We start from the raw sequence: 17,725 nt of genomic DNA, 5'->3' as shown, positions 1-17,725 counted from the left end.
GGGCCGCCCGACGGGTGCGCCTCGACGGGTGCCGGGGAGCCGGCCGGCCCGCCCTGACAGAATGCGGGGAGCAGTCGTGGACAGATGAGGAGTCGCCAGCCGTGATCCGTACCCACAATGCCGGAAGCCTGCGCGCCGCGGACGCCGGCTCGACGGTGACGCTCGCCGGGTGGGTGGCCCGCCGGCGCGACCACGGCGGTGTCATCTTCGTCGACCTGCGCGACGCCTCCGGCGTGGTGCAGGTGGTCTTCCGCGAGGAGGACGCGCACGCGCTGCGCAACGAGTTCTGCGTCAAGGTCACCGGCGAGGTGACCCGCCGCCCCGAGGGCAACGAGAACCCCGAGCTGCCGACCGGCGAGGTCGAGGTGACCGCCGCCGCGCTGGAGGTGCTCTCCGAGGCCGCGCCGCTGCCGCTGCCGGTGGACGACCAGGTCGAGGCCGGCGACGACATCCGGCTCAAGTACCGCTACCTGGACCTGCGCCGGGGCGGCCCGGCGAAGGCGATGCGGCTGCGCTCGCGCGCCAACCAGCTCGCCCGCACGGTGCTGCACGAGCGGGGCTTCCTGGAGATCGAGACGCCCACGCTGACCCGCTCCACCCCGGAGGGCGCGCGCGACTTCCTGGTCCCGGTGCGCCTGCAGCCGGGGAGCTGGTACGCCCTGCCGCAGTCCCCGCAGCTCTTCAAGCAGTTGCTCATGGTCGGCGGCATGGAGCGCTACTACCAGATCGCCCGCTGCTACCGCGACGAGGACTTCCGCGCCGACCGGCAGCCGGAGTTCACCCAGCTCGACATCGAGATGTCGTTCGTCACCGAGGACGACGTGATCGACCTCGGCGAGGCGATCGTCTCCTCGCTCTGGAAGGACCTGGCCGGACACGAGATCAGCCGGCCGATCCCGCGCATCACCTGGCACGACGCGATGGCCCGCTACGGCTCCGACAAGCCGGACCTGCGCTACGGCGTGGAGCTGACCGAGCTGACCGAATACCTGCGCGGCACCGCGTTCCGGGTGTTCGCCGGCGCGATCGACGCGGGCGGCTACGTCGGCGCCGTGGTCATGCCCGGCGGCGCGAGCCAGACCCGCAAGGAGCTGGACGGCTGGCAGGACTGGGCGAAGGCGCGCGGCGCGCGCGGCCTGGCGTACGTGGTGCTCGACGCGGAGACCGGCGAGGCGCGCGGGCCGGTGGCGAAGAACCTGTCCGAGGAGCACCTGGGCGGGCTGGCCGACGCGGTCGGCGCGAAGCCCGGCGACGCGGTGTTCTTCGCCGCGAGCACGAACACCCGGGAGGCGCAGGAGCTGCTCGGCGCGGCCCGGATCGAGATCGCCAAGCGGGCCGGGCTGGTCGACGAGAGCGCCTGGGCGTTCTGCTGGGTGGTCGACGCGCCGATGTTCGAACGGACTGACGACGGCGGGTGGACCGCCGTGCACCACCCGTTCACCTCGCCGAACGCCGAGTGGGTGGACCGGTTCGAGGAGGCGCCGGACCGGGCGCTGGCCTACGCGTACGACATCGTCTGCAACGGCAACGAGATCGGCGGCGGCTCGATCCGTATCCACCGGGGCGACGTGCAGCAGCGGGTGTTCGACCTGCTCGGCATCACGCCCGAGGAGGCGCAGGACAAGTTCGGCTTCCTGCTGGAGGCGTTCAAGTACGGCGCCCCGCCGCACGGCGGCATCGCGTTCGGCTGGGACCGGGTCTGCATGCTGCTGGCCGGCGCGGACTCGATCCGCGAGGTGATCGCGTTCCCGAAGACCCGTGGCGGCTTCGATCCGCTGACCGGCGCGCCGACGCCGATCACCGGGCAGCAGCGCGCCGAGGCGGGCATCGACGCCAAGCCGAAGGCGCCGGCCGCCCCGCACGCCGGCACTGCCGGCCCGGCCGCGCCGGTGGCCGACCCGACCTGATCCTCGCCTCGTCGAAGGGCCCGCGTCATGATGACGCGGGCCTTTTCGATCATCAGGGGGACGGATGGACCTGCTCGTGGTGGGCGCCAGCGGCTTTCTCGGCGGCGAGGTGTGCCGGCGGGCGGTCGCCGCCGGGCACCGGGTGGTCGGCACGTACCACTCGACCGCCGTCGCGGTGCCGGGCGCCGCGTCGCGCCGGCTGGACGTCACCGACCGCGCCGCGGTGCGCGCGCTGCTGACCGGGGTACGCCCCGACGCGGTGGTCAGCACGCCGTACCGCTTCGACGACTGGGCGGTCACCGCCGACGGGGCGGGCCACGTCGCGTCCGCCGCCGCCGAGGTGGGGGCGCGGTTGGTGCACCTGTCCAGCGACGCGGTGCACGCCGGGCGGCCGGAGCCGTACCCGGACGCGGCGGTGCCCACGCCGGTGTATCCGTACGGGGCGGCGAAGGCGGCGGCCGAGACGGCGGTGCGCGCGGTCGACCCGGGCGCGCTGCTGGTGCGGACGTCGCTGATCCTGGGGGAGGGCAGCAAGCAGATCCAGCGCTGCCGGGACGCGCTCGTCGGCCGGGCCACGCTGTTCAGCGACGAGATCCGTTGCCCGGTCGACGTGGGCGACCTGGCCGCCGCGGTGCTGGAGCTGCTGCCCACCGACCTGGCCGGGCCGCTCAACGTGGCCGGCCCGGACGAGGTCAGCCGCGCCGACGTGGGGCGGCTGCTGGCCCGCCGGCTCGGCGTCGACCCGGCCGGGCTGCGGACCACCACCACGGTCGCCGCCGGCCTGTTCCGCCCGATCGAGGTACGCCTCGACTCGGCCCGGGCGGCCGGCCTGCTCCGGACCCGGCTGCGCGGCGTCGCCGAGCTGTTCGGCTGAGCCCCACCGGTTGCACAGTTTCTTTGCACGGGTCTTGTGCACACTAAATTTGCACAGATATTGTGCATCGCATGGAGAGTGAACCGACCCGTCCCGAGCCGCGCCGCGTCCGCCTCGACCACCAGCAGGTGCGGGTGCTGGCCCATCCGCTGCGGATGCGCCTGGTCGGCGCGCTGCGGGTGAACGGGCCGTCCACCGCCACCCGGCTGGCCGAGCTGCTCGACACCAACACCGGCGCGACCAGCTACCACCTGCGCCAGCTCGCCGAGGTCGGCATGGTGGTCGAGGACCCGGACCTGGGCACCGGCCGGCAGCGATACTGGCGCGCCGCGCACGAGGTCACCCAGTGGGAGGCCAGCGACTACGACGACGACCCGGACGCCCGCGCCGCCATCGAGTGGATCGAGGCGGACTACATCCGCTTCTTCAGCCACCACGCCGAACGGTGGGCCGCCCGGCGGCACGAGTGGTCGCCGGCCTGGCGCGACGCGTTCGGCATGGGCGACTTCTTCATGCGCATCCCGGCCGCCCGCCTCGAGGCGATCAAGGCGGAGGTGTTCGCGCTCTTCGAACGTCACCGCGACGAGACCGACCCCGACGACCCCGACGCCGAGATGGTGCAGCTCTACCTCGCCGCCTTCCCGTTGAGCACCGTCCTGCCACCCGCCGAGGAGAAGCCGTGAGCACCCTGTCCGTACGCCAGGTCCGGTTCCGCTACCTCACGCTCTACGGCCTGCGCTGGCTGCCCAGCGGCCTGCTGATGACCGTGATGATCCTGTTGATGCAGGAACGCGGCCTGTCGCTGTCGCAGATCGGTCTGGTCGCCACCGCGCAGGGCCTGGTGGTGCTGGCGCTGGAGCTGCCCACCGGCGGGCTCGCCGACGCGCTCGGCCGCAAGCCGGTGCTGCTGGTCGCCTGGGCGGTCGCGCTCGTCTCCCTGGCGCTGATGGCGGTGGCCGACTCGTTCTGGATGTTCTTCCTGGTCTGGGCGTTGCAGGGCGTCTACCGGGCGCTCGACAGCGGCCCGCTGGAGTCCTGGTACGTCGACGCCACCCTGGCCGCCGACCCGGACGCCGAGTACGAACGCGGCCTCGGCTGGGCCGGCACCGTCGTCGGGGTCGCCATCGGCGCCGGCGCGCTGCTCGGCGGCGGCCTGGTCGCGCTCGGCCCGGTCGGCCCGGTCAGCGCGCTGACCCTGCCGGTGCTCGTCGCCGCCGTGCTCCAGGGGGTCTCGATCGTGGCGCTGCTGCTGCTCATGACCGAGCAGCGGCCCGCCTCCGGTCCGGCCGCGCTGCGCGCCTCGGTGGTGGAGGCGCCCCGGATGGTCGGCCAGGCCGTCGGCCTGCTGCGCCGCAACCGGGTGCTGCTGGCGCTGGTCTCGGTCGAGCTGTTCTGGGGCTTCGGCATGGTCACCTTCGAGTCGCTGCTGCCGGTGCGGCTCTCCGAGGTCGTCGGTGACGCCGACCGCGCGGCGACGCTGCTCGGCCCTGCCGGCACGGCGGCCTGGCTGGCCAACGCGGCCGGCGCCGCGCTCACCCCGCTCCTGCTGCGCCGGCTCGGCGCCGCCCCGGCCGCCGCGCTGCTGCGCGTGCTCCAGGGCGTCACCGTGGTCGGCATGGGCCTGCTCGCCGGCCCGATCGGCGTGCTGATCGCCTACCTGGCCTGCTACGCCGTGCACGGCGCGTCGAACCCGCTGCACATGGGGCTGCTGCACCGGCAGGTCGACGGGCCGTACCGGACCAGCGTGCTGTCGCTGAACTCGATGATGGCCCAGCCGGCCGGGGCGCTCGGCGCGGTGGTGCTGACCGCGCTGGCGGACGCCACCAGCATCGGCACCGCCATGCTGGTCGGCGCCGTGGCGCTGGCCGTGGCCGCGCCGCTCTACCTGCCCGCCTGGCGGGCCGGCCGGGCCGCCACCCGTGCCGGGAGCGCGGAGCCCGAGGCGGTGGCGTCCGGGGAGGCGGCGCGCTCCGGTGCCGGCCCGGTGCTTGCGACCGGACCCGACGGGAGCCCCGCAGGCCCCGGTCCGGTGGCGGTCCCGACGTCGGCACCATCCGCTGGTGCTGCTGCCGCGGGCCGGTCCGTCTGATGGATGGCGTCTCGCCCGGCGCGGGGGTGGCCGCCCGAGGGAGGGTCACGCGCCGCCGACCGGGTCGCCGATCGCCCCGCATGCCGTCGAGCCGGGGCGGTCGGGCCGCCGGTGCGGGAGGACTCAGGCCAGGCGGATCGAGGTGCGGTGCGCGACGTTCGTGAAGCCGAGGCGGCGGTAGAGCCGGATCGCGCCGACGTTGACCGGGTAGACGCCCAGCGCCACGTGGTCGTAGCGGGCGAACAGGGCGCGGGTCATCCCGGCGGTCAGCGCGGCGCCCAGCCCTCGGCCGCGTCGGCCGGGTGCCACGGTCAGCCCGGCGAGGAAGCCGACGTCGCCACGGCTGCGGTCGGCGCCGCAGGCGATCAGCCGGTCACCGTCGCGGATGCCGTACCAGTCGACGACGCCCCGGTCACCCGGCCGGGAGGTGCTGTCGGGGAAGGCCTCCTCGATCAGCGCGGCCAGCGCCGGGTGGTCGGCCCCGGAGAGCCGGACCACCCGCTCCTGCGCCGGCTGCGCCGGTGGCGGGGCGGTGGTCCAGAGGAAGTCCCAGTCGCTCAGCCCGGCCGCCGGCAGGCGCGCGGCCACCTCGGCCGGCGCGACGCGGGACAGGTTCACCGACCGACCGGCCGGCAGCGTCCCGTCCGCCCGCAGGGCGGCGAAGACCTCCAGCGCCGGGCCGGGCGTGCCGAGCGCGGCGCCGGCCGACCACTCACCCGGCGGGAGCAGCCAACCGACCGCGCCGTCGCGCCGCCAGCCCCGTGCGACCTGGTCGCGCCGGAGCGCGTGCCGGGCGTACGGGTGGTGGTCGGTCGCGGCGAGCACCGCCTCCCGCCCGGTCAGCACCTGGTCGGCAGCGATCATGCCGCCAGCCTACGAGAGGAGCAGCCATGACCCCCGTCCGCTCCGTCCGGGCGGTCCACCTGCCCGGCGCGCGGTGCACGCTGCGCGAGTGGACCGACGCGGACGCCCCGGTCCTGCACGCGTTCCTCACCGAGCCGGCCGTGGCCGACGGGCTGCTGGACGACGACGTGCCGACCCTGGACGCGGTGACGGCCGCCGTCGCGGCCTGGCGGGCGGCGGCCGGCGACGAGCCACGCCCGGAGTACCGGTTGGCGGCGGTCGACGGCGACCGGCTGGTCGGCCTGGGTGTGCTCGCGGTGACGTCCGCGGAGCACCGGCGCGGTGAGATCGGCTACGCGGTGCGGACCTCGTACCAGGGCGGCGGCCTCGGCACGGAGATCGCGGCGCTGCTGCTGGACCTCGCGTTCACCCGGGTGGGGTTGCACCGGGTGGAGGCGACCACCCGCCCCGACAACGTCGCCTCGCAACGGGTGCTGGCGAAGGCCGGCCTGCGACCGGAGGGGGTGAGCCGCGACCACCTGCTGGTCCGCGGTGTCTGGTGGGACTCGGCCCGGTACGCGATCCTCGCCACCGACCGGTTCCACGGTGGAGATTGACGAACAGACCGATCGGGTACATCCGTCGCCGACCTACTGGGAACCCCCACCGGAGGAACCACATGCTCGCCATTCTCGCGGCCATCGTGTTCGGCTTCGCGCTGCTGCTCGACTTCATGAACACCGACCTCGGCGCGCCGGATCTGTTCAGCACCTCGACCCTCATGCTCATCGGTTTCCTGCTGCTCTCGCTCTACCTGGCCGGCGTCGGCTCCGGCCCGCGCGGCGGTGGGGGCGGCCGCTGGTACCGCGGCCGTCGTCCGGGCCGCGGCTGACCGGAAACGACCACCCGGGTCGGGTCGGCGGCGCGATTCCGGCGCCGTCGGTCCGGCCCGGTACTGTTCTCGTGATGGAATCCGACGCCCTCTTCACCCTCGGCGAGCCCGCCGGAGCGCCCGGCGCACCCGGGGCCGCCGGCGGCGTCGACGGGTTCACCGCCGCCCGGGCGGACTCGCCGCTGCCGGTGCGGATGCGGCCGGCCGGCATCGACGAGCTGGTCGGCCAGGACCACCTGCTCGCGCCCGGCGCGCCGCTGCGTCAACTGGTCGAGGGCGCGGCGCCCATGTCGGTCATCCTCTGGGGCCCACCGGGCAGCGGCAAGACCACCATCGCCCACCTGGTGGCCCACGCCACCGACCGGCGCTTCGTGGCGATGTCCGCGCTGACCGCCGGCGTGAAGGACGTCCGCGCCGTCATCGAGACCGCCCGGCGACAGCGCCGCTCCGGCGGCCCACCGACCGTGCTCTTCATCGACGAGGTGCACCGGTTCAGCAAGACCCAGCAGGACTCCCTGCTCGCCGCCGTCGAGGACCGCACGGTGACACTGCTGGCCGCGACCACCGAGAACCCCTACTTCTCGGTCATCTCACCGCTGCTCTCGCGCTGCGTGCTGCTCACCCTCCAGGCGCTCGACGACGACGCCGTACGCGGGCTGCTGCGCCGGGCGGTGGCCGACGAGCGTGGTCTCGCCGGCACGCTGGCCCTCGCCGAGGAGGCGGAGGACCACCTGGTCCGGCTCGCCGGCGGCGACGTGCGCAAGGCGCTCACCGCGCTGGAGGCGGCGGCGGCCACCGCGACCGCCACCGGCGTCGACCGGATCGACCTGGCCGTGGCCGAGCAGGCGGTCGACGTGGCGGCGGTGCGCTACGACCGCGACGGCGACGCGCACTACGACGTGACGAGTGCCTTCATCAAGAGCATGCGCGGCTCGGACGTGGACGCGGCGCTGCACTGGCTGGCCCGGATGCTGGTGGCCGGCGAGGACGCCCGGTTCATCGCCCGCCGGATGGTGATCTTCGCGAGCGAGGACGTGGGCATGGCCGATCCCACCGCGCTGACCGTGGCCACCGCCGCAGCGCACGCGGTGGAATACGTGGGCCTGCCCGAGGCGCAGCTCAACCTCGCCCAGGCGGCGATCCACCTCGCCACCGCCCCGAAGTCGAACTCGGCCACCGCCGCCATCGGCGCGGCCGTCGCCGACGTACGCGCCGGTCGCGGCGGTGCGGTGCCGCGCGGGCTGCGCGACGCCCACTACGCCGGGGCGCGCGGGCTCGGCCACGGGACCGGCTACCGCTACCCGCACGACGACCACCGGGGGGTGGTCACCCAGCAGTACGCTCCGGACGACCTTGTCGGGACGGACTACTACCGGCCCAGCGGGCACGGCGCGGAGCGGGCGGTGGCCACCCGGCTGCCGGTGCTGCGGCGCATCGTGCGGGGGTTGCCGGCACCGGCGACGCGGGGGGAGGCCGGTGCGCCGGCAGCCGCGAACGGTGCCCGGGTGGGCGGCACCGAGCAGGCCGCCGGGGCGAGCGAGGGTGGCGGCGACGCCACCGAGGGGGGTCAGTAGTGATGGCGCGTGGTCCGGAGCGGCCGGCGGACGGCCCCGACGAGCGGCGCGATCCGAAGGCCCGGGGCCGCCGGTGGGGACGCGGCCGGGCCGAGGCCGAGCCGGAGCAGGCTCCGGCCGGCGAGGAGTTCGGCTGGATCGACGACCTGCGCACGGCCAAGCAACAGCGCGGCGAGCTGGGTCCGGAGGGGCCCGGGCCGGTCGCCGACACGCCGGGCGGCCCGAGGCCGCGGCCCGGCGGCGCCTTCCCGCCCGGCGCGGCGCCGTCCGGTCCGTCCGCTCCCGGCCCCGGCGCGCCACCGGCGCCCGGTGGACCGACCCCGCCGGCGAGTCGCGCGGCTGCGCGTCCTCCCGCCCCCGGCGCGCCCGCGCCGGGAACGGCCCGACCCGGCGCGCAGCCTCCCGCTCCGGGGCGGCCGCTGCCGCAGCCTCCGGTGGCCGGCCCGGGCGGGCAGCCCTCGGCCCCGGCGCGCCCGATGGCACAGCCTCCGGTTCCGGGGCGCCCGGGGCCACAGCCCTCCGCCCCGGGTCACCCTGGGTCGCAGCCCTCCGCTCCGGGTCACCCTGGGTCGCAGCCCTCCGCCGCGGGCCGCCCGGGGTCGCCGCAGCCCCCGGGGCCGGACCGTCCGGGGGCGCCGACGCCGCCGACCGGCCGTTCCGGTCCGCCGCCGGCTGCCGGCCAGCCCGGGCCCTCGCCGCAGGCTCCGGGCCGGCCCCACCCGACGGCCGCCCCCGGGGCCGCCGACCGCACCGGCGCGTCGATGCCGCCGGTGACCGGTCGTTCCGGCGCACCGACGCCGCCGGCCGGCCGCCCCGGTACGGCGACGCCGCCGGCGGGCCGCCCCGGCGCGGCGACGCCACCTGCAGGCCGCACCGGTACGGCGATGCCGCCGGCGGGCCGTACCGGCGCGACGACGCCACCCGCGGGCCGCACCGGTGCGACGATGCCGCCGGTGACCGGACGTCCGGGTGTCGACACGCCGCCCGGGGTCGGGCGACCCGGCGCCGACACGCCCCCAGGAATCGGGCGGCCCGGCGCCGCGATGCCCCGGGTCCCGGCCGCCCCGGCGGGAACCCGCCGCCCGGCGCCGGTCGTCCCGGCCCGCCGGCGTCACCCGGTGGCGGCGGACCCGATCCCCGTGCCGCCGGTACCCGACGCGGCCCGGACGGATCCGTGCCCGCGACGCCGCCCGCCCGCCCGGCCGGCCCCGAGGCGGGCGGCCCCGCCGCCCCGTCGACGGCCCCTGGCCCGGCATGCCCGAGGCGCCCCGGCCGGGTGGTCTCCCGCCGCGCGGCGGCACGGACGCCCCGACCGGCCAGCAACCACCCGTCCCCGGCCGCCCACTCGGCCCGGCGGGTCCCCGGGTGCCGTCCGCAGCCGGACCGGGCGCCGGACGGTCCGGGCCCGACCGGGGCCCGGTGGAGCCGGGTCCGGGTCGACCGCCGTCCGCCGACGGTGACGGCGACCGGGTGGTGACGCCGCCCACCCCGCGTGGCCGGCACGGTGCGGAGACGCCCGAGATCCGCCCGGTCGGGTCCGGCCCCGCGGCCCGGCCCGCCGCCGGTGGACGCCGTGCGCTGCCCGAGGACTCCAGCGCGATCCGGCCGGTCTCCGGCGCCGGTCGGCGTGCCCGCCCGGACGACGTGCCGGCCGACGGCCGGCGTGCCTGGGCCGACGACGACCCGGCCGGGGTCCGGCCGGTCTCCGGTCCGGGTCGGCGTGTCCGGCCCGACGACGACCCGGCCGGGGTGCGGCCGGTCTCCGGTGCGGGCCGCCGGGCACGGCCGGACGAGGCACCCTCCGGTGGGCCCGCCTCCCGGGCCGGTCGTCGCGCGGCGCCGGAGGGCGCGGTCGACGGCCCGACCGGTGGTGGCGGTCCCGACGTCGAGCCGGGTGCCCGCCCGGTCCCCGGCGGCGGGCGGCGCTCCCGCCCGGACGAGACGCCGGCCGGCCGGCGGTCGGCGGTCGGCGGGGTCGACTCCGCCGCCCGGACCACCTCGGGAACCGGTCGACGGGCCGCCCCGGAACCGGACGGCCCGGTGGTGCCGCGCAGCGGCAACGCACCAGGCCTGCCCGGCGCTGCCGCACCCGTCTCCGGCGGTCCGGTTCAGGGCGCGGGTCCGCCCGCCGCCCGTCGCGAGCCCGGCCGTGGCCGCAGGGCCGCCGCCGGGGAGGCCGATCCGGGTGCCGACCCGACCTGGGCCCGGCGTCGTGCGGCCGACGAGTCCGCCGAACCACGTCCGCAGCGCCCGGAGCGCCCCGCCGACTGGCTGCGGCAGGCCGGGCGTACGCCGCACACCGATCCGGCCATGCCGGCCACCCGCCGTCCGGCCGGCCCACCGACCGAGGAGCCGGCCCGTCCGGGCGGTGCCGACCGTGGGCCGGGTGGCCGCGCCGGAGCCGCCGTGCCGCCGGTCCGTCCCGACCAGCCCGGCCCGGCCGTACCGGTGAACCGGGCCGAGCCGGCCGCACCGCCGGCCCGTACCGCGCAGCCGGGACCGGCGAGGGGCGCGGCGCGTCCCGGTGTGCCGTCGGCCCCCGGCACGGATCGTGGGGGTGTGCCACCGGGTGCGCCCGGCTCGCACGGCGACGGCGAACGCGGCGGCGGCATGCTGGCCGGCGGTGGCCGGCCGGGCGGGCGCGGCCCGGCCGACGACCCGGCACGCTCCGGTGGCCGCCCGCCCGGTGGGCGCGCCGCTCGCGGCTCGGGTGCGGCGGCGGTCCGCCCGGGCGGTGACCGGCCAGGCCCGGGTACGGCGGCGGTCCGGCCGGGCGGTGACGGGTCCGGCCCGGCCCGGCCCGACGGCGCCGCCCCGCCCGGGGGCGCACCCGCGCCGGGACCGCGTACGGCCTCCGCCGGACCGGGGGTGGCCCGGGCGGCGGCGGGGGTGGCCCGCCCGGCCGCCCCGGACGAGCAGACCGGCGGGCGGACCGTTCCGCCCGGCCCGGACCCGGCCCGGCCCGCCGGCGCCCAGACGCCCGGCGCGCCGGCGGTGGCGCGAGCGGCCGCGGTCGTACCGTCGCCGGGGGAGCCCGTGGGGGCTCGGCCCGGTGCGGGCGACGGACCGGCGCCGCGACCGGCCGGCCTCGGCACGGTCGAGGAGGGCACGGCGGCCGACGGTCCGCGCGGCGCCCGCTCCGACCTGCGGCGGCAGTTGCGCGAGCGGCGCCGGCTGCGGATGGCCGTGCTCGCCCTGGTGAGCCTCGTGCTGCTGGGGGCCGTGCCGCTCTACTTCGGGATGCGGACGCTGAGCCGCGACCCGGTCTTCGACACCCTCGACGCGCTCGACGTGCCGTCCTGGGCGGCGACGAAGACGGTCGACAACGTCAGCGGCAGCCGCTGGTGCCTGCAGGACTGCCGGTTGCGGGAACGCGCGGTCGAGTCCGACCAGGGGTGGAAGCAGACCGTCGCCGTCTACGAGCAGGCGCTGGCCAAGGACGGTTGGCAGCGGTGGAAGGTCGATCGCTGCCCGGAGGAGAAGGTCGAGGGCAGCTACACCTGCTGGCGTCGGGACGAACTCACGCTCGACCTGTGGGTCCGCGACCCCACCTGCACGCCCCCGCCGGTGGACGGGGAGCCCGCGCCGTCCGGACCGCCGGCTCCCGCAGCGGCGAAGTGCACCGGCTCGTTGGTGTCGGTGAAGGTGCGCAACGCGATCGACGACGAGCGCACCGGCCCCACGCCGACGACCGACCCGTCACTCACCGGTGAGGATCCGTACCCGACCCTGACCGACGACCCGCTCGGTGAGCCGACCCCCTCACCGTCGTGAGCCGACTTCCATCACGGACGGTAGGGTCTGGGGCTGGCGCGCCCGTCCGCGCCCGGTGACCGGGTCGGCGTGGCGCGCGGTGGGTAGGTACGGTCGCGCGTCCCGGGACGTCCGGTTCGGGGACACTGCTTGAGGAGGACATACGCGTGAGTGGTGGAGAGATCGCTGCGCTGATCGCGGCCGGCGCGTTCCTGATGCTGGTGCTCGTGCTGGCGGTGCCGATCCTGCGGTTGCGGCACACCGTGGACGCGACGACCCGCATGATCGGCGATCTGAACGACCGCACCGGGCCGCTGCTCGGTGACGTGAACACCACGGTGAAGAACGTGAACACCGCGCTGGAGCAGGTGCAGACCTCGCTGGACGGGGTGAACCTCCAGCTCGCCAAGGTGGACACCATGACCAGTCACGCGCAGAACGTCACCGCGAACGTGGCGAACCTCGCCACCGTGGTCTCCGCCGCCGCCGCGAACCCGCTGGTGAAGGTGGCCGCGTTCGGCTACGGCGTGCGCAAGGCCGCCTCCGCCCGCCGGCACGCCGAGACCGAGCGCGAGGTCCGCGACACCATCAAGCAGCAGCGTCGGGCCGCCAAGCGCGGCAACCGCTGACCCCGACCGGCGTACGCGGGAAGGATGAGAGCATGAGGCGGTTGTTCTGGCTGGGTATCGGCCTGGCCGTGGGCGTCCTGGTGGTGCGCAAGGCCACCCGGGCCGCGCAGGCGTACACCCCGGCGGGCATCGCCGGCGGGCTGTCCGAGTCCGCCGGTGGGCTGGTCGAGTCGGTGCGCGCCTTCGTGGACGACGTACGGATCTCGATGGCCGAACGTGAGCAGGAGATCCACGAGGCCTTCGCGCGCGGCGAGGCGTACGAGGACGAGTTCGCCGAGCTGCGGGAGGACCCGCGGATCGGCGACCGAGAGATTTTCCCGGAGGAGCACCAGCGATGAAGACGGCGGAGATCAAGCGGCGGTTCCTCGCCCACTTCGAGGCGAACGGCCACGCCGTGGTGCCGTCCGCTCCGCTGCCCGCCATCAGCGACCCGAACCTGCTGTTCATCAACGCGGGCATGGTGCAGTTCGTGCCCTACTTCCTGGGCCAGCAGGCCCCGCCCTACCAGCGGGCGACGAGCGTGCAGAAGTGCATCCGCACGCCGGACATCGACGAGGTCGGGAAGACCAGCCGGCACGGCACGTTCTTCCAGATGAACGGCAACTTCTCCTTCGGTGACTACTTCAAGTCCGGGGCGATCCCGCTCGCCTGGGACCTGGCCACGAAGTCGGTCGAGGCGGGCGGCTTCGGGCTGGACCCGGAGCGGATCTGGGCGACGGTCTACCTCGACGACGACGAGGCGTACGACATCTGGCGCGCCACCGGCGTGCCGACCGAGCGGATCGTGCGCCGGGGCAAGGCCGACAACTTCTGGTCGATGGGCATCCCCGGCCCGTGCGGCCCCTGCTCGGAGCTCTACTACGACCGCGGCCCGGAGTACGGCCGCGAGGGTGGTCCGGAGGTCGACGAGGACCGCTACCTGGAGTTCTGGAACCTCGTCTTCATGCAGTTCGAGCGCGGCCCGGGCGTCGGCAAGGAGGACTTCCCGATCCTCGGCGACCTGCCGGCGAAGAACATCGACACCGGCATGGGCCTGGAGCGGATGGCCTCGCTGCTGCAGGGCGTGGACAACCTCTACGAGATCGACGAGGTCAAGCCGATCCTGGACCGGGCGGCCGAGCTGACCGGCAAGCGCTACGGCGCGCACTCCGGGCACGCGGCCAACCAGTCGCACCCGGACGACGTGCGGCTGCGGGTGGTCGCCGACCACGTGCGCACCGCGCTGATGCTGATCGGCGACGGGGTGACCCCGTCGAACGAGGGGCGCGGCTACGTGCTGCGCCGGATCATGCGCCGGGCGATCCGGGCGATGCGGCTGCTGGGCTACCAGGACCGGGCGCTGCCGGAGCTGCTGCCGGTGGCGCGCGACTGCATGGCGCCGTCGTACCCGGAGGTGGCCGAGGAGTTCGGCCGGATCTCGCAGTACGCGTACGCCGAGGAGGACGCGTTCCTGACCACGCTGCGCGCCGGCACCACGATCCTGGACACCGCGATCGCGGAGACGAAGTCGGCCGGCAAGCCGGCGCTCTCCGGTGACAAGGCGTTCCAGTTGCACGACACGTACGGCTTCCCGATCGACCTGACCCTGGAGATCGCGGCCGAGCAGGGCCTGCAGGTCGACGCGGACGGCTTCCGTCGGTTGATGGCCGACCAGCGCAGCCGGGCCAAGGCGGACGCGCAGGCGCGCAAGACCGGGCACACCGACGTGTCGGCGTACCGGTCGGTGCTCGACGGCGGCGGGCCGGTGGAGTTCACCGGCTACACCGAGCTGAACCGGGAGTCCCGGGTGCGGGCGCTGCTGGCCGGCGGCGCGGAGATCGGCGCGGCGGCCGAGGGCGACACGATCGAGTTGGTGCTCGACACCACCCCGTTCTACGCCGAGGGCGGCGGCCAGCAGCCCGACCAGGGCCTGATCACGGTCGGCGGCGGCCAGGTCGAGGTCTTCGACGTGCAGCAGCCGGTGCCCGGCCTGATCGTGCACCGGGCCCGGGTGGTGCGCGGCGAGGTCCGCGCCGGGGAGACCGGGTACGCGGAGATCGACGTGTCCCGTCGCCGGGCGATCTCGCGGTCGCACACCGCGACGCACCTGGTGCACCAGACGATGCGCAACTTCCTCGGCGAGTCGGCGACCCAGGCGGGTTCGCTGAACGCGCCGGGCCGGCTGCGGTTCGACTTCAACACCCCGACCGGGGTGGCGCCGAGCGTGCTGCACGACGTGGAGCAGCAGGTCAACGAGGTGCTCCTGGCCGACCTGGAGGTGCACGCGTTCGTCACCAGCCAGGAGGAGGCCCGCCGGATCGGCGCGATGGCGCTGTTCGGCGAGAAGTACGGCGAGCGGGTCCGGGTCGTCGAGGTCGGCGACTACGCCCGCGAGCTGTGCGGTGGCACCCACGTGGCCCGCTCGGCCCAGCTCGGCCTGGTCAAGATCCTCTCCGAGGCGTCGGTCGGTTCCGGGGTACGCCGGATCGAGGCCCTGGTCGGCATGGACGCGTTCGGCTTCCTGGCCCGGGAGCACCTGCTGGTGTCCCGGCTGGCCGAGATGTTCCGGGTGCCGGGTGAGCAGGTCGCCGACCGGGTGGAGCAGACCGTCACCCAGTTGCGTGACGCGGAGAAGGAGCTGGAGAAGCTCCGCGCCCAGCTCGTGCTCGGCGGGGCCGGCGCGCTCGCGGCGCAGGCGAGGGACGTGCGCGGGGTCGCGTACGTCGGCACCGAGGCGCCCGAGGGCGCGGCGGCCAACGACGTGCGGACGCTCGCCCAGGAGATCCGGGGCCGGATCGACGCGGCCCGCCCGGCGGTGGTCGCGGTGGCCGCCCGGGCCAACGGCAAGGCATCCCTGGTGGTGGCGGTCAACCAGGCCGCCCGGGGCCGGGGCCTGAGCGCCAAGGACCTGGTGAAGGCGGCGTTCTCCGGCCGGGGCGGCGGCAGCGACGACCTGGCCCAGGGCGGCGGCCTGCCCGCCGCGGAGGCGGCGAACCTGCTGGTCACCGTGGAGAAGGCGGTCGCGGACGCGGCATGAGCGAACGCACCGAGCGGAGCGAGGGCCGTGAGGGCGTGCCCGGCTGGCACGGCATGAGCGAACGCACCGAGCGGAGCGAGGGCCGTGAGGGCATGCCCAGCCCGCACGGCTTGAGCACACCGATCGACGCCAGGGCGGACCGTCCGGTCCGCCCTGGCCCGTACCCGCTGAAGGAGTGTCCGGGCGATGGCTGAGTGGTCCCGCGGCGTCCGGTTGGGGGTCGACGTCGGCCAGGTCCGGGTGGGGGTGTCCCGATCCGACCCGCACGGCATCCTGGCCACCCCGCTGGTCACCCTGGCCCGGGACCTGACCGCCGAGCCGGACGTGGTGCCCGCCGACATGGCGGAGCTGGTCCGGCTGGCGGCCGAGCACGAGGCGGTCGGGATCGTCGTGGGGCTGCCGGTCAACCTCGCCGGGAAGCACGGTCCGGCCGCGGCGAACGTATCGGCATATGCCACCCGTTTGGCCGATGTAATGGGGCCGATTCCGGTGACGCTGACGGACGAGAGGATGTCGACCGTCGTCGCGAGTCGTAGGCTGGCCGAACGGGGCGTCCGGGGAAAGCGTCAACGAGCGGTGGTCGACCAGGCCGCCGCGGTGGAAATTCTGCAGAGCTGGCTGGACGCACAGCGGAGGCGGACGGATGATCGACGATCTTGATCTGGGGTTCGACGAGCAGGACAGGGGGGAGAAGGGCCGGCACCGCCGCGGCGCGGTGCGTCGGCGGCAGGGCAAGTCCGGCGGCAGCCGGGGGAAGACCCTTCTCGCTCTCGCGCTCGCGCTGGTCCTGCTCGGCGGCATCGGCGGCGGCGTGTTCTACGGCTTCGACCGGGTCCAGAACTACTTCGTCACCCCCGACTACGACGGGTCCGGCACCGGTGAGGCGGTCGTCCAGATCAAGCAGGGCGCGCTGATCGCCGACATGGCCGACGCGCTCGTCGCCGCCGACGTGGTGAAAAGCACCAAGGCGTTCATCGAGGCGGCGGAGGAGAACTCCCGCAGCAAGAACATCCAGCCGGGCACCTACAAGCTGCGCAAGCAGATGAGCGGTGACGCGGCGGTCACCGCGATGCTCGACCTGAAGAACAAGATCGTCAACGGGATCACCATCCCCGAGGGTCGCACCGCGAAGAACATCTACAAGCTGCTTTCCGACAAGACCGAGATCCCGGTCAAGGAGTTCGAGGCGGCGGCGAAGGACCCCGAGGCGCTGGGCGTCCCGGACTGGTGGTTCAAGCGCTCGGACGGCAAGAAGGTGACGCCGTCGATCGAGGGCTTCCTCTTCCCGGACACCTACGAGATCCCGCCGAAGGCGACCGCCGAGACGGTGCTCAAGCTGATGGTGGACAACTTCCTCAGCGTCACCGGTGAGCTGAAGTACGCCGAGAAGGTGCAGGCGAAACTCGGTGGCGTCACCCCGTACGAGGCGCTGATCGTCGCGTCGCTGTCCCAGGCCGAGGCGGGCAACGCCGACGACCTGGGCAAGGTCGCCCGGGTCGCCTACAACCGCGTCTATGGCGAGTTCGACTGCAACTGCCTGGAGATGGACGTCACGGTCAACTACTACCTGGAGTTGACCGGCCAGAAGACCAAGACGTCCAAGCAGATGACCCAGGCCGAGCTGGACAACCCGAAGAACCCGTACAACCGGAAGCTGAAGGGCCTGGTGCCCACGCCGATCAACAATCCAGGCAAGCAGGCCCTGGAAGGGGCGATGGATCCCCCGCCGGGCAAGTGGCTCTACTTCGTGGCGATCGACAGGAAGGGCCACTCCGAGTTCGCCGAGACGTTCGAGCAGCACCAGCGCAACGAGCAGAAGGCCAGGGAAGCCGGGATCATCTGACGGTGCACGTGATCAAGCGTGACTACGCCCAGTAATGACCTCTTTACAGCAGGCTGTTTGTTGCGTAGTGTCCCCATTCCTTACACATCGAGGAATGGCGAATCGTGAATCGAAGCCACAGCCACAGCCGACTGTCCCGCTACACGGCCCGGACCCTCGTGTTGCTGCCCGTGCTGATGGGGGTGTCCGTCGTCTCTGCAGGTCCCGCCGCGGCGAGTTGCCCTCAGTCCTGGAGCGACAAGAGTTGGTTCACGGGGACGATCAGCGGAACCAACGTGAACTACCGCAGCGGTCCTCAGACCAAT

The 17,725-nt window shown here is 75.1% G+C and carries 15 protein-coding genes; 14 read left to right on the top strand and 1 reads right to left on the bottom strand.

Annotated features, from left to right (window positions below; translation table 11 throughout):
- Positions 1 to 101 precede the first annotated feature (101 nt).
- From aspS to H1D33_RS13340, 4 genes are all read left to right on the top strand, one after another.
- Positions 102 to 1,907, top strand: a complete 1,806-nt coding sequence (gene aspS, locus H1D33_RS13355; protein ID WP_181567765.1) for an aspartate--tRNA ligase — start codon at positions 102 to 104, stop codon at positions 1,905 to 1,907.
- Positions 1,908 to 1,971: 64 nt separating this feature from the next.
- The gene (locus tag H1D33_RS13350; RefSeq protein WP_181567766.1) at positions 1,972 to 2,781 is read left to right on the top strand and encodes an SDR family oxidoreductase; all 810 of its coding nucleotides are present in this window, start codon (positions 1,972 to 1,974) and stop codon (positions 2,779 to 2,781) included.
- Positions 2,782 to 2,852: 71 nt separating this feature from the next.
- Entirely contained in the window at positions 2,853 to 3,464 is a 612-nt protein-coding gene (locus H1D33_RS13345; protein ID WP_181567767.1) for an ArsR/SmtB family transcription factor, read from the top strand.
- Positions 3,461 to 4,870 carry an MFS transporter gene (locus H1D33_RS13340; protein ID WP_181567768.1) on the top strand — a complete coding sequence of 470 codons (1,410 nt, stop codon included), beginning with the start codon at positions 3,461 to 3,463 and terminating at the stop codon, positions 4,868 to 4,870. The genes H1D33_RS13345 and H1D33_RS13340 overlap by 4 nt, the downstream gene beginning before the upstream one ends.
- Before the next feature lie 123 nt (positions 4,871 to 4,993).
- On the opposite strand, the gene H1D33_RS13335 is transcribed toward H1D33_RS13340, so the two are convergent.
- Entirely contained in the window at positions 4,994 to 5,734 is a 741-nt protein-coding gene (locus H1D33_RS13335; RefSeq protein ID WP_181567769.1) for a GNAT family N-acetyltransferase, read from the bottom strand.
- 26 nt (positions 5,735 to 5,760) lie between these two features.
- Here H1D33_RS13335 and H1D33_RS13330 point away from each other — a divergent pair, with 26 nt between their 5' ends.
- From H1D33_RS13330 to mltG, 10 genes are all read left to right on the top strand, one after another.
- Positions 5,761 to 6,330, top strand: a complete 570-nt coding sequence (locus H1D33_RS13330; RefSeq protein ID WP_181567770.1) for a GNAT family N-acetyltransferase — start codon at positions 5,761 to 5,763, stop codon at positions 6,328 to 6,330.
- Positions 6,331 to 6,392: 62 nt separating this feature from the next.
- Positions 6,393 to 6,605: a hypothetical protein gene (locus H1D33_RS13325; RefSeq protein ID WP_018785054.1), complete on the top strand. Its 213-nt coding sequence runs from the start codon at positions 6,393 to 6,395 to the stop codon at positions 6,603 to 6,605.
- 74 nt (positions 6,606 to 6,679) lie between these two features.
- The gene (locus tag H1D33_RS13320) at positions 6,680 to 8,179 is read left to right on the top strand and encodes a replication-associated recombination protein A (RefSeq protein WP_181567771.1); all 1,500 of its coding nucleotides are present in this window, start codon (positions 6,680 to 6,682) and stop codon (positions 8,177 to 8,179) included.
- Between the two features lie 3,156 nt (positions 8,180 to 11,335).
- Positions 11,336 to 11,953: a hypothetical protein gene (locus H1D33_RS13315; protein ID WP_181572757.1), complete on the top strand. Its 618-nt coding sequence runs from the start codon at positions 11,336 to 11,338 to the stop codon at positions 11,951 to 11,953.
- Between the two features lie 146 nt (positions 11,954 to 12,099).
- Positions 12,100 to 12,561, top strand: a complete 462-nt coding sequence (locus H1D33_RS13310) for a DUF948 domain-containing protein (protein ID WP_181567772.1) — start codon at positions 12,100 to 12,102, stop codon at positions 12,559 to 12,561.
- 32 nt (positions 12,562 to 12,593) lie between these two features.
- Positions 12,594 to 12,899, top strand: a complete 306-nt coding sequence (locus H1D33_RS13305) for a hypothetical protein (RefSeq protein ID WP_181567773.1) — start codon at positions 12,594 to 12,596, stop codon at positions 12,897 to 12,899.
- Positions 12,896 to 15,577, top strand: a complete 2,682-nt coding sequence (gene alaS / locus H1D33_RS13300) for an alanine--tRNA ligase (protein ID WP_181567774.1) — start codon at positions 12,896 to 12,898, stop codon at positions 15,575 to 15,577. Before H1D33_RS13305 ends, alaS begins: the two co-directional genes overlap by 4 nt.
- Positions 15,574 to 15,771, top strand: a complete 198-nt coding sequence (locus H1D33_RS13295) for a hypothetical protein (protein WP_181572959.1) — start codon at positions 15,574 to 15,576, stop codon at positions 15,769 to 15,771. Before alaS ends, H1D33_RS13295 begins: the two co-directional genes overlap by 4 nt.
- Positions 15,764 to 16,237: a Holliday junction resolvase RuvX gene (ruvX, locus tag H1D33_RS13290; protein WP_181567775.1), complete on the top strand. Its 474-nt coding sequence runs from the start codon at positions 15,764 to 15,766 to the stop codon at positions 16,235 to 16,237. The genes H1D33_RS13295 and ruvX overlap by 8 nt, the downstream gene beginning before the upstream one ends.
- Positions 16,221 to 17,420, top strand: coding sequence for an endolytic transglycosylase MltG (gene mltG / locus H1D33_RS13285; RefSeq protein WP_181567776.1), 1,200 nt, complete (start codon positions 16,221 to 16,223; stop codon positions 17,418 to 17,420). Before ruvX ends, mltG begins: the two co-directional genes overlap by 17 nt.
- Positions 17,421 to 17,725: the final 305 nt, after the last annotated feature.

The organism is Micromonospora ferruginea (assembly GCF_013694245.2).
GTDB classification, from domain to species: domain Bacteria; phylum Actinomycetota; class Actinomycetes; order Mycobacteriales; family Micromonosporaceae; genus Micromonospora; species Micromonospora robiginosa.
The sequence above is the reverse complement of the archived record's forward strand: the minus strand, read 5'-3'. Positions and strand labels throughout refer to the sequence as shown.

What these genes read in the sequence shown, in the direction of transcription:
- ruvX (WP_181567775.1), top strand. Translation starts at nt 15,764, where the DNA reads ATGGCTGAGTGGTCCCGCGGCGTCCGGTTGGGGGTCGACGTCGGCCAG.
- alaS (WP_181567774.1), top strand. Translation starts at nt 12,896, where the DNA reads ATGAAGACGGCGGAGATCAAGCGGCGGTTCCTCGCCCACTTCGAGGCG.
- H1D33_RS13335 (WP_181567769.1), bottom strand. Translation starts at nt 5,734, where the DNA reads ATGATCGCTGCCGACCAGGTGCTGACCGGGCGGGAGGCGGTGCTCGCC.
- H1D33_RS13320 (WP_181567771.1), top strand. Translation starts at nt 6,680, where the DNA reads ATGGAATCCGACGCCCTCTTCACCCTCGGCGAGCCCGCCGGAGCGCCC.
- H1D33_RS13330 (WP_181567770.1), top strand. Translation starts at nt 5,761, where the DNA reads ATGACCCCCGTCCGCTCCGTCCGGGCGGTCCACCTGCCCGGCGCGCGG.
- H1D33_RS13325 (WP_018785054.1), top strand. Translation starts at nt 6,393, where the DNA reads ATGCTCGCCATTCTCGCGGCCATCGTGTTCGGCTTCGCGCTGCTGCTC.
- H1D33_RS13350 (WP_181567766.1), top strand. Translation starts at nt 1,972, where the DNA reads ATGGACCTGCTCGTGGTGGGCGCCAGCGGCTTTCTCGGCGGCGAGGTG.
- mltG (WP_181567776.1), top strand. Translation starts at nt 16,221, where the DNA reads ATGATCGACGATCTTGATCTGGGGTTCGACGAGCAGGACAGGGGGGAG.
- H1D33_RS13305 (WP_181567773.1), top strand. Translation starts at nt 12,594, where the DNA reads ATGAGGCGGTTGTTCTGGCTGGGTATCGGCCTGGCCGTGGGCGTCCTG.
- H1D33_RS13295 (WP_181572959.1), top strand. Translation starts at nt 15,574, where the DNA reads ATGAGCGAACGCACCGAGCGGAGCGAGGGCCGTGAGGGCGTGCCCGGC.
- H1D33_RS13345 (WP_181567767.1), top strand. Translation starts at nt 2,853, where the DNA reads ATGGAGAGTGAACCGACCCGTCCCGAGCCGCGCCGCGTCCGCCTCGAC.